This window comes from Paenibacillus sp. Y280 (assembly GCF_056786335.1).
Window position 1 is genome coordinate 225,520 of the sequence record NZ_JBXCIW010000002.1, and the last position, 15,814, is coordinate 241,333.

Annotated in this window: 18 protein-coding genes; all 18 read right to left on the reverse strand. The window is 45.7% G+C overall.

The genetic code is table 11. The annotated features are described in order from the left end of the window. Nucleotide 1 precedes the first annotated feature (1 nt). Nucleotides 2-1,366, reverse strand: coding sequence for a protein-glutamate methylesterase/protein-glutamine glutaminase (locus AC1TPC_RS03765; protein WP_482065528.1), 1,365 nt, complete (start codon nt 1,364-1,366; stop codon nt 2-4). 26 nt (nt 1,367-1,392) lie between these two features. After that, the gene (locus AC1TPC_RS03770) at nt 1,393-2,262 is read right to left on the reverse strand and encodes a MinD/ParA family protein (RefSeq protein WP_482065529.1); all 870 of its coding nucleotides are present in this window, start codon (nt 2,260-2,262) and stop codon (nt 1,393-1,395) included. Further along, a complete protein-coding gene (flhF, locus tag AC1TPC_RS03775) occupies nt 2,259-3,461 on the reverse strand; it encodes a flagellar biosynthesis GTPase FlhF (RefSeq protein WP_482065530.1) in 1,203 nt (400 codons plus the stop codon). Before flhF ends, AC1TPC_RS03770 begins: the two co-directional genes overlap by 4 nt. Beyond that, the gene (gene flhA, locus AC1TPC_RS03780) at nt 3,458-5,488 is read right to left on the reverse strand and encodes a flagellar biosynthesis protein FlhA (RefSeq protein WP_482065531.1); all 2,031 of its coding nucleotides are present in this window, start codon (nt 5,486-5,488) and stop codon (nt 3,458-3,460) included. Before flhA ends, flhF begins: the two co-directional genes overlap by 4 nt. A gap of 22 nt (nt 5,489-5,510) precedes the next feature. Then, nucleotides 5,511-6,608 carry a flagellar biosynthesis protein FlhB gene (gene flhB, locus AC1TPC_RS03785; RefSeq protein WP_482065532.1) on the reverse strand — a complete coding sequence of 366 codons (1,098 nt, stop codon included), beginning with the start codon at nt 6,606-6,608 and terminating at the stop codon, nt 5,511-5,513. Between the two features lie 13 nt (nt 6,609-6,621). Then, nucleotides 6,622-7,419 carry a flagellar biosynthetic protein FliR gene (fliR, locus tag AC1TPC_RS03790; RefSeq protein WP_482065533.1) on the reverse strand — a complete coding sequence of 266 codons (798 nt, stop codon included), beginning with the start codon at nt 7,417-7,419 and terminating at the stop codon, nt 6,622-6,624. 11 nt (nt 7,420-7,430) lie between these two features. After that, nucleotides 7,431-7,700, reverse strand: a complete 270-nt coding sequence (fliQ, locus tag AC1TPC_RS03795; RefSeq protein ID WP_424765780.1) for a flagellar biosynthesis protein FliQ — start codon at nt 7,698-7,700, stop codon at nt 7,431-7,433. A 22-nt stretch (nt 7,701-7,722) separates the two neighbouring features. Beyond that, entirely contained in the window at nt 7,723-8,478 is a 756-nt protein-coding gene (gene fliP / locus AC1TPC_RS03800; RefSeq protein WP_482065660.1) for a flagellar type III secretion system pore protein FliP, read from the reverse strand. Continuing rightward, nucleotides 8,468-9,067, reverse strand: a complete 600-nt coding sequence (locus AC1TPC_RS03805) for a flagellar biosynthetic protein FliO (protein ID WP_482065534.1) — start codon at nt 9,065-9,067, stop codon at nt 8,468-8,470. Before AC1TPC_RS03805 ends, fliP begins: the two co-directional genes overlap by 11 nt. 57 nt (nt 9,068-9,124) lie before the next feature. Further along, on the reverse strand, nt 9,125-9,487 hold the full coding sequence (locus AC1TPC_RS03810; protein WP_056637129.1) for a response regulator: 363 nt from the start codon (nt 9,485-9,487) through the stop codon (nt 9,125-9,127). 20 nt (nt 9,488-9,507) lie between these two features. Continuing rightward, nucleotides 9,508-10,773: a flagellar motor switch phosphatase FliY gene (fliY, locus tag AC1TPC_RS03815; protein WP_482065535.1), complete on the reverse strand. Its 1,266-nt coding sequence runs from the start codon at nt 10,771-10,773 to the stop codon at nt 9,508-9,510. Continuing rightward, on the reverse strand, nt 10,763-11,764 hold the full coding sequence (gene fliM, locus AC1TPC_RS03820) for a flagellar motor switch protein FliM (RefSeq protein WP_482065536.1): 1,002 nt from the start codon (nt 11,762-11,764) through the stop codon (nt 10,763-10,765). Before fliM ends, fliY begins: the two co-directional genes overlap by 11 nt. 37 nt (nt 11,765-11,801) lie before the next feature. After that, the gene (locus AC1TPC_RS03825) at nt 11,802-12,266 is read right to left on the reverse strand and encodes a flagellar basal body-associated FliL family protein (protein WP_482065537.1); all 465 of its coding nucleotides are present in this window, start codon (nt 12,264-12,266) and stop codon (nt 11,802-11,804) included. Further along, complete coding sequence (locus tag AC1TPC_RS03830; RefSeq protein WP_482065538.1) at nt 12,263-12,490, reverse strand: flagellar FlbD family protein; 228 nt, start codon at nt 12,488-12,490, stop codon at nt 12,263-12,265. Before AC1TPC_RS03830 ends, AC1TPC_RS03825 begins: the two co-directional genes overlap by 4 nt. 56 nt (nt 12,491-12,546) lie before the next feature. Next, on the reverse strand, nt 12,547-13,365 hold the full coding sequence (gene flgG / locus AC1TPC_RS03835; RefSeq protein ID WP_482065539.1) for a flagellar basal body rod protein FlgG: 819 nt from the start codon (nt 13,363-13,365) through the stop codon (nt 12,547-12,549). Nucleotides 13,366-13,482: 117 nt separating this feature from the next. Then, on the reverse strand, nt 13,483-13,860 hold the full coding sequence (locus tag AC1TPC_RS03840) for a TIGR02530 family flagellar biosynthesis protein (protein WP_482065540.1): 378 nt from the start codon (nt 13,858-13,860) through the stop codon (nt 13,483-13,485). Further along, nucleotides 13,860-14,372: a flagellar hook capping FlgD N-terminal domain-containing protein gene (locus AC1TPC_RS03845; RefSeq protein WP_482065541.1), complete on the reverse strand. Its 513-nt coding sequence runs from the start codon at nt 14,370-14,372 to the stop codon at nt 13,860-13,862. Before AC1TPC_RS03845 ends, AC1TPC_RS03840 begins: the two co-directional genes overlap by 1 nt. Nucleotides 14,373-14,413: 41 nt before the next feature. Next, complete coding sequence (locus tag AC1TPC_RS03850; RefSeq protein ID WP_482065542.1) at nt 14,414-15,781, reverse strand: flagellar hook-length control protein FliK; 1,368 nt, start codon at nt 15,779-15,781, stop codon at nt 14,414-14,416. Between the last annotated feature and the right edge of the window lie 33 nt (nt 15,782-15,814).

The following is a 15,814-nucleotide window of genomic DNA, read 5'->3' on the forward strand; positions in this document are numbered from 1 at the left end:
TTTATTTCAGTACTGCCTGCACAAGTTGCGAGGCAATGAGCTGCAGCGGCAATACTTTATTTACACAGCCAGCCTCAATAGCAGATCTCGGCATCCCGTACACGACGCAGGTTTCTTCTGCTTCCGCGATCGTTGTTTCGATACCGCTGCTTTGAAGCAGCTTCATGCCCTTCGCGCCATCGCTACCCATGCCCGTCATGATGACAGCGTGCCGCTTCAGCTCTCGAAACGAAGCAAACGATTCAAACAATACATCGACGGATGGACGATGGCCGTTGCGAGGCGGCTGCTCTGTCAGTAAGATCGAATAACCGGAAGCATCCTTGGCAAGCTCCATATGGTAACCGCCAGGCGCAATATAAACGACTCCTACAGATACTCTCTCACCCTGCTCTGCTTCAACCACTTGCAGTTCACTAAAGCTATCCAGTCGCTGAGCTAGCGACTTCGTAAATTTTGGAGGCATATGCTGGACGATAAGCACTGGTGCTGGGAAATCTCTTGGCAATGATGTTATAACCTCATGGAGCGCTCTCGGGCCTCCTGTTGAAGTACCGATAGCTACTATATGTTTGATTGCTGCGACCGGGCTTCCAGCCCTTTCCTTTCTAATAGAGGGTGTCTCTATTTGAAGCGGCTTAGCAACAACCTGTGTTTCTTTAAGTACGGTTTTGCGCGCTGCAATCGTCGGTTTGATTTTGCTAGGCGCCGCAACCTCAGGCTTCGAGCTTTTTAGTTTTGTATGTAAAGGGGGTGCCGCTTGCTCCAACTGCTGCTTCTTGTGCTCCATTTTCGGAAAAATCGGTTTGCTCCGATCCTTGATTGGAGTAGGCGGCGGTGATGCTTGCGGCTCCTCTTGTTGTGAAGGCTTAATCCTTTTTGACTCTATTACTTGCTCTCGTAGAACAAGATTATCCTCAATTACTTCTTGCTTCTCACTAATGGCAATAATCGGCTGATAGCGCTTCGTTTGAACGGCAATCCGCAATTTTTCAAGTAAAAAATCACCAACCTGATGAATGTCATTCGATATGGCGCTTGATGGCTTTCTAATAAAGTCGAAAGCACCAAATTGCAAAGCCTTGATCGTTTCTCTCGTATTGTCTTCACTAATTCCCGAGAGCATAATGACTGGTGTTGGATTGTCCCTCATGATGATTTGCAGCGCTTCAATTCCGTTCATTAGAGGCATTTCCAAATCTAAGGTAATAGCATCCGGCTTCCATTCACGAACCGCCTCAATTGCTTCTTGACCATTTTGGGCAGTAGCTACGATCGTAAATTGCGGGTCCTGGATGATTAGATCACTAATAATTTTTCGCATAAAACCGGAATCGTCAACAACAAGTATGCGATAAGGAGCCATTCTATTTCCTCCTCACTTCCAAAGGATTATCTTGAGAGTCTGAACATTTTTTGCAAAAATCCTTTGACTCCGCCGCTTTCTGTAGAGCTCTGTGGTATTTCGAGAAAATGCTTCGCTATCCGATCAATGGCTACCGATGCTTCGCTTCCCGGGTAAGCGACCGTAAATGGTACCTGGCGCTTTACCGCTTTAGAGACGTTAGGGTCATCCGGCAAAATGCCTAAATGCGGCAGATCTGATTGAAGAAACCGTTGTGCTACCATGGTGATCTTATCAGCCGTTTGCTTTCCTTCGCGGGGATCCACGGCGCGATTGACGATTAATTTGAAATGAACGTTCACATTCATCGCTTTAACCATCTTAATCAAAGCATAAGCATCAGTAATTGACGTTGGCTCTGGCGTTGTGACCACGATAGTTTCTTGAGCTGCGGTTATAAACTTTACCGTTTCCTTGGAAAGCCCGGCACCCGTATCAAATAAGATAACGTCATACTTTCCATGAAGCTTGCTTATTTCCACCTCGAAGCGATCGAGCTGCTCATCCGATAAATCCATCAGGTCGCGAAAGCCTGAGCCGCCAGCGATAAAGTTCAGCCCCTCGGGACCTTCCTGGACGATTTCCCAAATCGTCTTCTCCTGCTTAAGCAAATGATATAAATTGTAGGTTGATGTAATGCCCATAAGCACATCGATGTTAGCCATGCCGATATCAGCATCGAATACGAGCACTTTTTTGCCAAGCCGCTGAAGCGATAAGGCAAAGTTTAAGCTGAAATTCGATTTCCCAACGCCTCCCTTCCCGCTGGTGACTGTCACAACACGGGTCGTTCGGCCTTCGTCTTGAAGTTCCTGCTGTTTAACTAAATTACGCAATGCTTCTGCTTGATCCATCATGGGCCATTGCTCCCGAGGAGCTTCTTAATGTAAACATCAATTTGAAACAACTCAATATCATCTGGTACGGTCTGTCCGCTTGCCATATATGTAGGCAGCAATTCAAAGTTCATAATCAGATTGAAGATCGCTCCAAACACCGACGTTTCATCTAATTTAGTAAACAACACTTTTCGAACGCCATATTTGCTGAAATGATCCGCAACAGCTGCCATATCGCGAGTTTTGCCGGTCAGACTAAGCACGAGTACCGTTTCGCTAGGCTCAGAGGTTTGAAGCAAGCTATTTACTTCCGAGACATGCAGCTCGCTGCGAAAATTCCGTCCGGCTGTATCCATATAGATCAGTTCCTGCTCGGCAAGCTGCTTGAAAGCACGAGTGAGATCCATTTGCGAGAATACAACCTCAAGCGGTATGTTCAGTATGGTGGCATACGTTCTAAGCTGATCAACAGCCGCAATCCGGTACGTATCAGAAGTAATAAATCCAACCTTGCGGCCCTTTTTTATCGTTTGCTCCGCAGCCAGCTTCGCAATCGTGGTCGTCTTGCCAACACCGGTCGGTCCTACAAAATGTACGACTCGTGCTTGACTGCTGATTCCACTTCCGCTGTAAGGCTGCAGCCACTCTTCAATCTGCGCTGCCGCATGCTCCCAAACCAGCTCTTTGCTGTATTCGCTATTTTCCTCAAGCTGTTTCTCTACCATTAACTGCAGCAACCGCTCGATCCATAACGGGTCCATTTCCTGATCGATCAAATGCTCCTTAAGCTGGATTAAATGCTCGGACATCCCACGATGGCTGCTTTGCTGCTTCGATAGCTTGACCATGTATTCTCGTAGGTCGCGTATTTCGTCAATAATGTACTGTTCACGTTCTTTTCTATTATCTGATTCTTTCACAGTGACCGCAGCAGGCGGTTCCATGACAGCAGTAGCCGTACGCTGAACCGTTTGCAAGATCTGTTCAACCGCCGCATCTACTTGAGGATTAGCTGTTCGCTGCTGGGGTGAAGGGATATTCGCTTGATTCGACTCGATAGCGGCTATAACCTCCATCTTCTTCTTGCGGAACATTCCCATAAACCCGCCAACTTTAATTTCCTTCGTATTCAAAATAACGGCATCTTTCCCAAGCTCGCTGCGAATCATGGATACAGCTTCGGGCAATGCATTGACGACATAACGTTTTACTCTCATAGGTTCACCACCCCGACGCTTTGAACTTCTATGTTAGGTTCAAGCTCACTGTAAGAAAGCACCGGCAAATCTTGCATCGTTCTCTCCACAATTTGTCTTAAATACATACGGATAGTAGGCGATGCGAGAATGACAGGCTGTTGACCTGACTGAATTTGTCGGTTGACATGCTCGTTTAGCTTCTGGTAGATCTGCTGCGTAGATATCGGATCTAATGCGATATAGCTTCCTTGATCGGATTGCTGAACAGATTCTGCAATTTTTTTCTCAAGCTGCGGTCCCACCGTGATAACTTTTAACGTATCGCCGCCAGAAGAAAACTGCTGCGTAATTTGTCTTGATAAGGATTGACGTACATACTCGGTCAAAATATCCGAATCCTTCGTATAATTTCCATGATCAGCCAATGCTTCAAAAATCGTAACAAGATCTCGAATGGACACTTTCTCTCGAAGCAGCTTGGCTAGTACTTTCTGTACATCGCCGATGCTTAGAATAGAAGGAATTAATTCATCAACAAGAACTGGATATGATTCTTTGACATTTTCCACAAGCTGCTTCGTTTCTTGCCTGCCAATGAGCTCATGCGCGTGACGTTTTATAATTTCCGTTAAATGAGTGGCAACGACAGACGGCGGATCAACGACCGTATACCCTGACAGCTCTGCACGTTCCTTCATCTGCTCATCAATCCAAATGGCTGGCAATCCGAAGGCTGGCTCTGTCGTTTCAATACCGACGACAGAATCGTCCTCGAACCCTGGACTCATTGCCAGATAATGATTGAGCAGCAAGTCGCCGCGAGCAACGGTGTTTCCTTTTATTTTGATCACATACTCATTTGGTTTAAGCTGGATATTATCCCTGATCCGAATGACAGGGACAACAAGTCCTAGCTCCAAAGCGCACTGCCTGCGAATCATAATGATCCTATCCAGCAAGTCTCCGCCCTGCTGTGTATCGGCAAGCGGGATTAACCCGTAGCCAAATTCGAATTCGATCGGATCAACCTGCAAGAGGCTGATAACACTCTCGGGACTTCTAACCTCTTCGATCTGTTGCTCCTCAACCATCATTTCCTCTTGCTCCTGCTGCTTATGAATCGCCTTCTGCATATACCAGCCGCCGAATGCAAGCATGATGGCGAATGGCCAAGTCCGAATTGGACCGATCGGCGTAAGACCTAGCAAAGCGATCGTTCCAGCGGCGATAAATAACAACTTAGGGTATTTGAACAATTGCGCAGTAACATCCTCGGCCAAATTGCCGTCCGATGCCGCCCTTGTTACGATAAGTCCCGCAGCTGTTGAAATAAGCAAAGCTGGAATTTGGCTGACGAGACCGTCACCGATCGTAAGAATGGAGAAGGTTGATAACGATTCGCCAAAACTCAAATCATGAATGGCCATCCCGATTATGAAACCGCCGACCAAGTTGATCACTAGAATAATGATCGAGGCAATCGCATCGCCTTTTACAAATTTACTGGCACCATCCATGGCGCCGTAGAAATCAGCTTCCCGCTCAATTTTGGACCGGCGATCTTTCGCTTGCTGCTCATTGATCAAGCCAGCGTTTAGATCGGCATCAATACTCATTTGCTTGCCGGGCATCGCGTCTAGCGTAAATCTTGCTGCGACCTCTGCCACCCGCTCGGAGCCTTTCGTAATTACGATAAATTGTACGACGACAAGGATGAGGAAGACGATAAATCCGATTGCGATTTGCCCTCCGCCAACCCAGCTGCCGAATGTAGCAACGACTTCCCCTGCTTCAGCATGCGATAAAATATTTCTTGTTGTAGAAACGTTCAGTGCGAGACGAAATAGTGTGGTTATTAATAGAATGGCCGGAAAAATAGAGAAGTCCAGCGCTTCCTTCGTATTCATAGCGATTAGCAAAATCATCAGGGCTATCGAAATGTTTAAAATAATTAGAATATCTAGTAATAGGACTGGGATCGGGATAATCATCATGAGCACAATACCAATTACGCCAAATAGTACTACAAAGTCCTTTGCTTTCATGATGCCGTCTCCTCTCGTAGCGTTATGATGATTTTACTCGGCCCTTCATCTTATATACGTATGCGAGCACCTCGGCCACAGCTTGGAACAAGTCTGGAGGAATAACATCCCCTATCTCAGCACGTTCATAAAGCGCTCTGGCCAGTGGTTTATTTTCCATAGTAACAACGCCGTTCTCTTTGGCTATTTCTCTAATGCGAAGCGCGACATGATCCATGCCTTTGGCAATTATTTTTGGCGCCTCCATCTTCGTCGCATCATATTTCAATGCGATAGCAAAGTGTGTAGGGTTGGTGATGATGACATCTGCGTTAGGAACCTCCTGCATCATTCGCTGCATGGCCATTCTGCGCTGGCGCTCACGAATTCTGCCTTTGATGATCGGATCACCCTCCGATTTCTTGTGTTCATCCTTTATATCTTGCTTGGACATTCTGAGACTTTTGTTATGCTCAAAACGTTGATAGAAAAAATCTGCAAATGCGAGTACAGTAAGCACCGCACCAATTTCAATGCCTAATCTAACCGTCAAACCAGCTGTAAAGCTAAAGATCTGCTGGACAGGCAAGCTTGCTAACACCAATATGCGGTCCCACTCTTTTGAAATGGCCATATAAACTAGAACGCCTATAATAAGCAACTTCAGTACGCTTTTCAGAAATTCAACGATCGTTTTTGCGGAAAAAATTTGTTTAAAGCCATTAATTGGGTTGAGCTTGCTTAATTTCATTTGAAGAGGTTCGCCGGTGAGCAAAAAACCAAATTGGATGATGTTCCCTAGAATCCCAATGACCATGGCTATTGCAAATATCGGCATCAAAATGAGCAGTAATTGAATGGTTACATCGGTAAAAAGCGACATCACGTTTTCGGTCGTCAGCTCCATCAGCAACCAATCTTCAAACAGATTTCCAAACAGCATCATAGTATTCTTTTTAAAAAATCCGCCCAGCATGATGAATCCCATAAATGTAAACAGCATGATTAATGAACCGGGTAGGTCAGAGGATCTAGCAATTTGACCTTTCTTCCTAGCTTCGTCCTTTTTCTTCGGAGTTGCTTCCTCGGTCTTCTCCTGACTGAAAAGCTGAAGATCAAGCTTTAGTCGGTAATTACGCATGGGCAGCATCCTCCTATTGTCCCTCAGGCGGCGGTCCTTGCACGATTCCGAATAACTGCTCCAAAGCATCAAACATGATGGAAAACAATCTTTCGAATATGCCAGCAAGACTTGGCATTAACAAAATGAGCAAAAACATGCCAATGATCAGCTTAAGCGGGATACCGATTACAAACACATTGTATTGAGGGGCTGTTTTGGTCAAGAAACCTAATCCAACATCCGTCAAAAACATGGCAACGATTAATGGTGACGCTATTTGAATAGCCAGTAAAAAGGTGTTGCCTACGGTTCTCGTCAAAAAGTCGGTCACGCTGCCGCTCATTAATTTGCTGAAAAGTTCGTTTGACAAAGGCATCCATTTGTAGCTATCCATAAGCGCAGTCAACATAAAATGATGGCCGTTCATCATTAGAAAAATGACGATAATCAGCATGTACTTGAAATTGCCGAGCAATGGGGCTGACGTACCTGTGTGAGGGTCTACGATGTTAGCCATTGCAAAACCAACCTGCAAATCCATAAATGCGCCAGCGGTTTGTACGACAGTAAAAAACAAATAGACCACATAACCCATCAGTACGCCGACCAATATTTCTCGCAGCAGAACAAGCACATACTCTGCATCCGGTACGATCGTCTGATTCATCCCATACGTCAAGAAAACAGTAAATGAGATGAATGAGCCAAGCCCAATCTTAAATACATTCGGCACGCCTCGCGAAGAAAAGACAGGCGCAACGACGAAAAACGCTGTAATTCGACAAAAGATTAACAAAAAAATAGGAAAACCTTGTACGATCGCGTTCATCCACTCACAACCTAACCGATGTAATTATGAAGATTGTTCAGCAGATTGTAAGTGAAGTCGATAACCGTATTAAGAATCCATGGGCCAAAAACAATGATGGACACGAAGACCGCTACAATTTTCGGAACAAAAGCAAGCGTCTGCTCCTGAATCTGTGTTGTTGCTTGAAATATGCTGACAATTAACCCTACAACCAAAGCAAGAACGAGCATTGGCGCACTGGCTTTCAAAACCACGAATACGGCCTCGCCGGCCAATCCGATTATGAAATCAGTACTCATCGAACGTCCCTCCCTGCAAGTATCACGTGTTGAAGCTTAACAATAATGATTTAACAATCAAATACCATCCATCAACTAAAACAAACAAAAGCAATTTAAACGGTAACGATATCATAACGGGAGGAAGCATCATCATCCCCATCGCCATCAAAGTGCTTGCAACGATCATATCGATGACTAGAAACGGAATAAAGATCATGAAGCCCATTTGAAACGCAGTTTTGAGCTCGCTTATTGCATAAGCAGGTATTAATACCGTAATCGGAATCTCCTCGAATGAAGCCGGCTTCTCCGTTTTGGTGTAATTCATGAAGAGCATCAAGTCCTTTTCTCTCGTATGAGAGAACATAAACTTCTTCATTGGCACGGATGCTTCTTTAAAGGCTTCAGTTTGCGAGATTTGACCTTTTAAATAAGGCTGAAGCGCAACCTCATTTACTTGCGAGAATGTCGGAGCCATGATGAAAAAGGTTAAAAACATCGCAAGTCCTATTAGCACTTGATTGGGAGGCATTTGCTGCGTTCCGAGTGATGTTCTTACAAAGCCAAGAACGATAACGATACGAGTAAAGCTGGTCATAAGAACCATAATCGCTGGCGCGATGCTTAGTACTGTTATTAATAGAAGAATGGATATAGCGCTAGTACCGGACGTTTCGCCGCTACCGTCGCCAATATTGATGGATACGTCGGGCAACGGTTCCGCAAATGCTTGATTATGTAAGAGTAGCGCAAGCAGCTGTACAGCAACGATTGATAACCACCATTTATTTTTCATCATCGATCAACCGTTCATTTGTTTTTGAGTCTTGTAACAACGATTCAAGTTGTTGCTTGCGGTCCGCTTGCTTGCTTAGCTTGCTTTGCAACAAATCCGAAAAAGAAGATTCCTTGTTCCATTGCTCGTTTGACGGCTCGGGACTTGCTTTCTCATTTCGGTTTTTTAGTTTGCTAAGCAATTGAGAGATTGCATCCTTTGACCAGACTGACTCTTGCTGGCGCTCAAGCGCCGAGATAAGGGACTCAGCTTGCTCTGGATCATCAAGCTTATCGAGTAGAGTAATGTTCTCTCCAACGCCAACGATGTAAATCCGACCAGCAATTTCAACGACTTGAAGCGAGTTGTTTTGTCCTAGCGCAATTCCGCCGAGTGAACGAAGCGATCGATTCGTTCCCCACGTACGGTTGCGCTGAGACAGCCATTTTATAACGATAATTATCAGCACGATAACGATGGCAAGCGAGATGATCACCCAAACCAAGCTGCCCGCTAGATCCTTTGATCCGGTAAAAACCATCTGTTCATCTTGATTTGCGCTGCTGCCGTCAATTGCAGCAGCAGCCGCAAAACGAGGCCATATCGCCATCCCAAGAGCAGACACCATTGAAATGCGCGAAGGTATGTTAAGCATAATGTCCTACCGTTATCCGAGCGTTTTCTTAATCGCTTCAATAACGCGATCAGCTTGGAACGGTTTGACGATGAAGTCCTTTGCGCCTGCTTGAATCGCATCAATTACCATTGCTTGCTGACCCATTGCTGAACACATAATTACTTTTGCGTTGCTATCAAGCTTTTTGATTTCCTTCAGTGCGGAGATTCCGTCCATCTCTGGCATCGTAATATCCATCGTTGTCAAATCAGGTTTCAATTCCTTGTACTTCTCAACCGCCTGAGCGCCATCTGGGGCTTCACCGACGACTTCGTAGCCGTTCTTTGATAAAATGTCTCGAATCATCATGCGCATGAAAGCTGCGTCGTCTACGATTAGAATGCGGTTTGCCATCTTTTTATCCTCCTAGGATACTATTGTAATTTTTGAATGCGGTCCCATTGGCTTACGATATCGGTAACGCGAACACCAAAGTTTTCATCGATGACAACAACCTCGCCTTTTGCTATTAGCTTGTTGTTTACAAGGATGTCCACTGGCTCGCCAGCAAGCTTGTCCAACTCGATAATCGAGCCTTGCGACAGCTCCAAAATATCCTTTATCTGCTTTTGGGTTCTTCCTAATTCTACCGTGACCTTAAGCGGTATGTCGAGAAGTAAATTGAGGTTTGTTTCATCTGGCAGATTAAAAGGTGCATTTCCAAAATTAGCAAATTGCACAGGCTGCACGTTTACGTTTCGATTTGCTGAATGGCCATATGTATGCGGTCCAGGCGGCTGCATCGGCATGTCGTAGCCAGCGGCTGGCGTTTGATACTGCATAGGCGGCATTTGCTGCATTGGCGGTGCCATATGCATCTGCGGCGGTGCAGCGCTCATCTGAGCCGTCGCTGCCGTTTCCTGCATTGCTGTAGCTTGCTGTGCTGCGGACGCTGCAGGAGGCGCTGGCGAAGCCAGAGCAGCTGGCTGCGCAGGTTCTTCCTCTACTACCCCCATCAAAATATCAACCATTTGCTTTGCAAATGGGATTGGGAGCAGCTGCATAATCGTCGAATCGATTAAATCGCCAATCGTCAACCGGAATGAAATCTTAATAAACAAATCCACCGGCGGCAAATGCTCCATGCCATCGCCTTTGTTTACGTCCAAAATATCAATTCCCGGCGGCGATATATTTACAAATCTATTAAAGATCGTCGACATAGAAGTAGCGGAAGAACCCATCATTTGATTCATTGCTTCTTGTACAGCACTAATATGGATTTCATTCAGCGCTTCTACCGTAATGTTGTTACCGTCGCCGCCTAGCATGAGATCAGCTATGATTTGTGCATCCTTCGTCTTAATGACGAGGGAGTTAATGCCTTGAAAGCCATCGACATACTGCACGCTAACCGCTACATGCGGCTTAGGGAAAATGTCAGGGAGCTCATCTTTCTTTACAATGGTAACTTGCGGCGTCGTAATATCTACTTTCTTGCCAAGCAGCGTTGACAATGCTGTTGCGGCGCTGCCAAAGGTGATATTTCCAATTTCGCCGAGTGCAGACTGTTCCATTTCGTTTAAGAAGTCTGCAAGCTGAGCTCCACCCTCAGAGGACTGCGCAGGCTCCGGCTCATTGGAGGATTGACGAAGCAATGCATCAATTTCCTCTTGCGACAAATAGTCCTTACTCGTCATAATCTTCTTCCACTCCTTCGCTGACGATCTCATCAACTTGTACAGCCAGTCGTCCTTTAACGGAGCCTGGACTGCCAATGAATTTAAGCTTCTCTCCAACTTTAATTTTCAGCCCATCATCGACTGACTTATTCAAGGAGATCACATCGCCAATATTCAGCCCTAAGAACTCTTTTATTGTAATCGCAGATTCGCCAAGCTCTGCTACGATAGGCAGCTTCGCTTTGTTTACGCGCTGCTCCAAAATTTCAACCTCTTCAGGCGCACGTGCTTTCTTCTGCGAAACAAACCAATGATGAACAGAAAGTCTTGACATGATCGGCTCGATAACAACATGCGGAATACATAAGTTAATCATGCCTGTTGTATCGCCTATCTTAGTGCTGAATGAGATAAGCGCAATCGTCTCATTCGGAGAAACGATTTGCATAAACTGAGGATTCGTCTCAAGGGCTTCAAGCCTTGGAGAGATATCAATAATTGTTCTCCATGCTTCCTGCAGGCTTTCGAATGTTCGGCTAAAGATACGCTCCATAATGATCGTTTCGATCTCCGTTAAATTGTTAATCTTGGAAGGCGCAATGCCTTGTCCGCCTAACATTCGATCCAGCATAGCGTATGCTACGTTTGGATGTACCTCAAGCACCATTCGACCTTCCAGCGGCTCCGCTTCAAATATGTTCAAGATTGTCATCTTAGGAATCGAACGTATAAATTCGTCATAAGGCAATTGCTCGACCTGCACGACATTTATTTGAACAAAAGTGCGAAGTTGCGCTGAGAAATAGGTTGTCAAATATCGCGCAAAATTTTCATGGATCCGAGTCAAGCTTCTAATATGATCCTTGGAGAAGCGAACGGCGCGTTTGAAATCATATAAACTGACTTTACGCGTTATCTCTTCCTTTTTTAAATCCTCTGCATCCATTTCACCGGAGTCCAATGCAGCTAGCAGCGCATCAATTTCATTTTGCGATAAAACATCAACCAAATATCTCACCTCCTTCGAGGAATGTCTGCGTAGTCAGTTAAAGCTCGGTAATTAGGAAGTTGGTGATTTCAACCTTTACCAATTTACCTTTCGGAATAATAGGAGTAATTAGGTTAAGGAGCTTCGATTCAAGCGCATCCTCGCCTTGCGAGCCTTGAAACTCTGCAGCAGTCATATCCGCTAATGTACGGTTAATGATAGGTCGAACTTCAATTTCGAGCAGCTTGTCGAATTCTTCCTTTGTTTTCTTGCTGTCAAGCTGGAATGCGAAGCTTAGAACCACAACATATTCGGGATCTTTTAGGTTTCTTCTGAAATCTTTTAATTCGGATGTAACCTCCACCCGCTCATCTGCCGACAGCACTTTAACCTCGATTGTTTTGGTTTCTGTCGCCGTTTCCTTCGGATCAGTAAAAAAGGACTTAAATAAAATAATGGCAACAACTGCGATTAACGTTATGGATAATAAAATCGTTATTAGCCAAGGAAGCATTTTTTTCATGTTGAGGGACCCTCCGTTTGTTCACTCTTCTGGGCCGCCGCAATGAGGCCTATTGTTCGAAGATACTGTTGATTAAGCAGCAACAGTTCAGCTGTCTTTTCTTTGACTACCAGCTTTTTTCCTGTCGTAAGCGCAATAACCGTATCAGCAGATTCTTCAATCAATTCAATGAGCAATGCATTAATCGTGACTTTTGTTCCATTCAAACGTGTTACGGTAATCATCAGTTACCCCCTCACACCTAGGGGAGGCATGAAGCCTCCCGCTCATTATGACTTACCTATCGTTTTAAGTTAACAACCTCTTGCAATATTTCATCAGAAGTCGTAATGATACGTGAATTGGCTTGGAAGCCGCGCTGCGCAACGATCATTTCCGTAAACTCAGCCGTTAAGTCAACGTTAGACATTTCAAGTTGACCCGCAATGATAGCGCCCGTCCCTAGCTCCGGGTCACCAGCGAAGGTCAAAAAGTCTTCAATGGAAGCGTCGGGGTTAGCATTAGCCGTCACACGATACATATTGCCGCCAAGCTTCTCAAGTCCACTTGGGTTTACGACCTTGGCAACGCCAAGCTGCGCAACAGGTTCCGTTCCATCAGCAGTAACCCCCATAATGGTTCCATCCTGTCCGATGGAGAAAGCAGTGATCGCTTCATCAAGCACGATCGGCGCTTGGTCAGCGCTTAGAACAAAGTAACCATCGCCTGTAACGAGCTGTCTGTTGGCATCCAGAGTAAAATTGCCCGCGCGCGTAAGAAGCATTTCTGATTCCTCATTGGCTCTTACTACAAAGAAGCCATCGCCATCGATTCGAAGATCCGTCGGTTGGTTCGTCGTCATTGCACTGCCTGCGGTATGTACCGTATCGATGGAACCGATGGACACGCCTAAACCGATTTGCTTCGCGTTTACACCGCCGCGCACGCCATCTTCAGGCGCAGTAACACCCGCCACCGTCTGGCTTAAGATATCTTTGAACATGACGCGGCCAGCTTTAAAACCAACCGTGTTGACGTTCGCAATATTGTTACCAATTACGTCAAGCTTTGTTTGAAAGCCGCGCATACCGGATACGCCCGAATACATCGATCTTAGCATTGTTTGTTATTCCTCCTGGAATATGGATTAGACTCATTTGGCTTGAAAAGGATGTACGCACTATCATAAAGCTGCTTCATTCGGTCCACAGCTTAAGGCTTCCTGATAGGTCCAGCCTTACGATAAAATAATAGCACTGTCTATTTGCGTAAATACATTGCTCCTCATTTGCCCGCCATCCATTGCCGTTACAACCGTACGGCTTGGCACGTTTACGATCATTGCTATATCTCGAAAAACAATTAATGAGTCCTGCGCGCCTTTTGATGCCGCCTCTTCAACAGCATTCATAATTTTCGTCAAAGATTCCGGCTGCAGCTTAATGCCTCTCTGCTGCATGCGCACCTCAGCGTGATGGCTGAACTTAAGCACCTTCGCATCAAGCATTTCTTGAAATGGTGTTGGCTGCGAAGCACGGCTAACTGCTGCTTTGCTTGGCTGTAGAGGTGTGGACTTAACCGGAAAAATATGCCCGATTCTCACGCCGTCATTCACTAGACCTCAACCTCCTCCTCAGCATTCGCTGTTTCAGAAGATTTGTCGACCGATTCGTCTGGCTGCGTATGATCGCCATTTGTCTCCGAAATCGATGTGACATAATCAAGAGCTATTTCCGCGCCGCTTACCCTTGCATATAGTTTGCCTTCCTTCGAAATAATGGAATTGACAACTCCGCTTGCGGTAGTTACTTCCCCGGCTTCGTTGTACTCGTTCCATTCAATCGTCTTTCCGATCATGGTGGAAGCGGAACCTATACTCTGTCGCATTAAGGTTAACTCGGTCGCCATGTTCATAAGCTGCTCTACCGATGTAAACTGTGCCATTTGCGCAATAAAATCTTTGTCCTGCAGCGGCTGCATGGGATCCTGATTCCGCAGCTGCGTAACTAGGATGCTCAGAAATTGATCCTTGCCTAATGTTCCAGAATCCTTTTTGCTTGCTGCCGCTTGCACGTTCGCTTGACTGTAATTCGGCCAAACTACGCGAGTAGACATGCTGTCTGACATTCCCGATCACCTCCATCCTCTTTAGCGATCATATCGTTCAGCTAGGCCTTAACATTTATTCCTCTACCGAACCCAAGACCTTGAATAGTGGCTTGTTCAATCAATTCGGTTTCGAATTGGGCTTCGCCTGCACCTTCATCGCCGGTAAAAGCATGTCGGCTGGAAGATTGCTGCTCTCTGCTTCCTTGGCCTTGATGCTGCTGAGAAAGCTGCGCTGTCGACTGACCCTGCGATACTTCTAGCTTATCAACCATTAAGCCTTGTGCTTGTAGAGCAGATCGAAGCTGTGCCATCTGATTGTCCAGCATATCCTTGGCCATAGCTGTATCAGTTTGGAAGATTGCCGTCAACAAGCCATTTTGCATCGTAATTCGAACATCCACTTGACCTAGATGTTCAGGAAAAAGCATGATTTTAGCTTCTGATACACCGTTCACTGTCGTCAGGTCAAATTTCTGCACGATCATTCCTGTCATGGACTTGGCAAAATCGTCCGCAACAACAAATGATGTAGCTGCTGCATTAGCGGCAAGCGGTGCAAGTCCACGAAGTGTTTCCGATTGACTTGCGACGAGCTGCAGCTGCGCGTTCGGCTCGATTGGTGAAATCGCGATTTCTGCTTCGACTGCCTGTTCGGTGCTTTGTACAGCCGTAGATAATAATGCTGGATGAACAGACTGCTGCGATAAACGCTGAAGCAGCGTGCTAACCTCAGCTTGTGGAGCATTTTGCTGTGTAAACAGTTGTTGTGTGAAGGCAATCGATTTCGTCTGAGGCTTATTCGTATCCACCGGTTCGCCTTCCAAAATCGCTGTTAACGCTTTAAGCTGCTCCGCTATTAGCACGGTAGGCTCTTGCTGTTGAATCATCTTTGTTGTTCCTTGCTGAAGCATCGACTGCAATTGAAGCAATGTGTCCTGAAGGTTTGACTTCACATTAGAAACATTTACAGCAGACTCTTGAACAGATAGGGTTCCATTTTCAGCCTGCAATTGGTTATTGGTTTGCTGAATAACTGGCACTGGAATTCCTAAAAGCGCAAGCAGTGCATCCATCTGATCTAGTACGGCCTCAAGCTGCTTCAACTGCTGCTCATCTACTTCTCGCGCTTCACCGTCTTCTGTTGCCGGAGCTTCAAGCTGAGCAAGCAATCCATCAATGATTGACATCAGATCGGATATAGCAGGTGCAGCCGCAGCTATCTCCGCTTCAACCGTTCCTTCCTTTTGTACATTCGCAACAAGTTGAACACCCTGTGTATTTCCAGTGCCGCTAGCGGCTTCACTGTTAATTTGTTGCACTAACGTCTTTTGGAATTCAACTCCGCCTGCACTTTTGCTTGCTTGTCCACTTGCAGTCGATTGTGCCTGTTGCTGGGTAGATGCGACTTGAGATACTATCATTTCCATTTTTCTCACCTCCTTTCAATATAGGGGGGCTTA